This window comes from Phenylobacterium sp. (assembly GCF_036263695.1).
Classification (GTDB): Bacteria; Pseudomonadota; Alphaproteobacteria; order Caulobacterales; family Caulobacteraceae; genus Phenylobacterium.
In genome coordinates this window covers 1-2,183 of record NZ_DATAGM010000084.1, presented here as the reverse complement: position 1 = coordinate 2,183, position 2,183 = coordinate 1, and the positions used below count along the sequence as shown (strand labels likewise).

Here is a 2,183-nt window from a genome sequence, read left to right as displayed (position 1 = left end):
CATGGCGGCGGATCCAGTCGCGGGCGACCCCGGTCGCAGCCACCAGGCAAACCTCGCCCTGGTGCTCGCGGAGCGCAGCCGGACCGAGCCACGATCCGAACGTCGCCTCGCCCAGTTCACGCTTCAGCGCCTGGCAAGTCTTCGTCCAAACCGCACCCGCCGGCATCTCCGACGCCGCGACGAAACCCCCGCTCTTCATATGGCCTAACCCCCGATCGTTCATCCCCGACCTCAGCCCCCGTGCCAAAGCCAGTTTTCTAAAGACAACAAGATCTTATCCGCCGCGAAACGAAGCTCGCGCCGTCGTCTGTTTCATCCGCACAGAGATGGAAAACGTCTTTAGGAGCGCCCAGACTATTCGGGGCGGCCCGCCGGTCAACGGGGATTCTTGACGCTCAGAAACGATATTTTCGTTGACTCACCGGCGCCCGTTGGCGGCCCAAGGGAAACGGCGTTTCCAAGCTTAGCTGGATGTGAGAATTCGCCGCAGGAGTCGCACCCGACAAGCGCCACAAAAACGACCACGCCCGCCGAGGGGTCTCGGCGGGCGTGGCGATAAACGTTAACTTTTCAGCGACTTAGCGCCGCAGCGGCGGCGCGCCGCGTCAGGCCGCGGAGCTGGACAGCTTCTTCAACTGGGCCGCCAGTCGGGACACCTTGCGGGCCCCAGTGTTCTTGTGAACCACGCCCTTGGTGACCGCCCGCATCAGCTCGGACTGGGCCTCGACGAAGGCCGTCTTGGCGGCCGCCGCGTCGCCCGCGGATACCGCTTCCTCGAAACGGCGCAGGAAGGTCCGCACGCGCGAGCGGCGGGCCTTGTTGACTTCAGTGCGGCGTTCGATCTTTCGCGCCGCCTTCTTGGCGCCAGGCGTATTGGCCATGCTTGCTCTCAGAACAGGTTGTCGCGCCCGGACGCTCCGCCCAGGCGTAAAATCGGAGGCGCGGATATACGGTAAGGGCCCGTCGGGAGCAAGCCCTTACCGGCCCTTGAACGCCGGCGGCCGCTTTTCCACGAAGGCGGCCATGCCTTCCTTCTGGTCATCGAAGGCGAACAGGGAGTGGAACAGCCGCCGCTCCATCTTCACGCCCTGGCTCAGCGGGGTCTCGTAGGCGGCGTTCACCAGCTCCTTGGCCATCATCACCGCCTGGGGCGACAGGCCGGCGATCTTCCGGGCCGCCTCCATCGCCGCCGGGACCAGCTCGGCCACCGGCACGACGCGGCTCACGAGACCGCAGCGCTCGGCCTCGGCGGCGTCCATCATCCGGGCGGTCAGCACCATGTCCATGGCCTTGGACTTGCCGACGAAGCGCGTCAGCCGCTGGGTGCCGCCGGCCCCGGGAATGACGCCGAGGTTGATCTCCGGCTGGCCGAAGCGGGCGTTGTCGGCGGCGATGATGAAGTCACACATCATCGCCAGCTCGCAGCCGCCCCCCAGGGCGTAGCCGGCCACCGCGGCGATCACCGGCTTACGGCAGCGGGTGACCCGCTCCCAGTTGCGGGTGATGAAATCTTCGGTGAAGGCCTCGGCGTAGGACTTGGGCGCCATCTCCTTGATGTCGGCGCCGGCCGCAAAGGCCCGATCCGAGCCGGTGATGACGATGGCCCGCACCGCCTCGTCGGCCTCGGCGGCGTCCAGCACGGCGGTGAGCTCGTCCATCAGCTGGCCGTTGAGGGCGTTCAGCGCCTCGGGGCGGTTCAGCCGCACCAGGGTGACGGCGTCCGACGGCTCCACGATCAGGGTGGCGTAGCTCATAGCGGGCCTCCGGTGCGATGGGATAGCCGCCGCCTTAAGGCCCCTCGACGGAATAGCCAAGCGCCCGGAGCTTCGCCGGCAATCCCTCCGGCCCAATCAGGTGGCCGACCCCGACCACCACCACGGTGCGGCCGCGGCCCTTCAGCCGGGCGTCGATCTCCCGGACCCAGACGGCGTTCCGTTCGGTCACCACGCGCCGGTAGATCACCGGCGCGGCCTCGCGCAGGGGCTCGATGGCGAGCTTCTCCAGCGCCCCCAGGTCGCCCGCCATCCACGCGCCCACCAGGGTGGAGAAGGCCTGCGGATCGCGCTCGATCTCCTCCAGGCTGTGTTCGAGGGAGGCGATCTGCTCGGCCAGCGGCGCTTCGTCGAAGAAGGCGATCTGCTGGGCCGGGGTCTCGAAAGCCTTGCGCGCGGCGCCGGCCGGGG

Annotated in this window: 4 protein-coding genes; all 4 read right to left on the bottom strand. The window is 68.0% G+C overall.

All coding sequences use genetic code 11. The features are described 5' to 3' along the window. On the bottom strand, nt 1-223 hold a 223-nt coding region (locus VHK87_RS03295), incomplete at its 3' end, for a DnaA N-terminal domain-containing protein (protein WP_329633472.1). A 382-nt stretch (nt 224-605) separates the two neighbouring features. Beyond that, the gene (rpsT, locus tag VHK87_RS03290; protein WP_329633471.1) at nt 606-881 is read right to left on the bottom strand and encodes a 30S ribosomal protein S20; all 276 of its coding nucleotides are present in this window, start codon (nt 879-881) and stop codon (nt 606-608) included. A gap of 96 nt (nt 882-977) precedes the next feature. Then, the gene (locus tag VHK87_RS03285; RefSeq protein ID WP_329633470.1) at nt 978-1,754 is read right to left on the bottom strand and encodes an enoyl-CoA hydratase; all 777 of its coding nucleotides are present in this window, start codon (nt 1,752-1,754) and stop codon (nt 978-980) included. A 34-nt stretch (nt 1,755-1,788) separates the two neighbouring features. Beyond that, a partial coding sequence (locus VHK87_RS03280; protein ID WP_329633469.1) for a TraB/GumN family protein occupies nt 1,789-2,183 on the bottom strand: 395 nt, incomplete at its 5' end.

What these genes read in the sequence shown, in the direction of transcription:
- rpsT (WP_329633471.1), bottom strand. Translation starts at nt 881, where the DNA reads ATGGCCAATACGCCTGGCGCCAAGAAGGCGGCGCGAAAGATCGAACGC.
- VHK87_RS03285 (WP_329633470.1), bottom strand. Translation starts at nt 1,754, where the DNA reads ATGAGCTACGCCACCCTGATCGTGGAGCCGTCGGACGCCGTCACCCTG.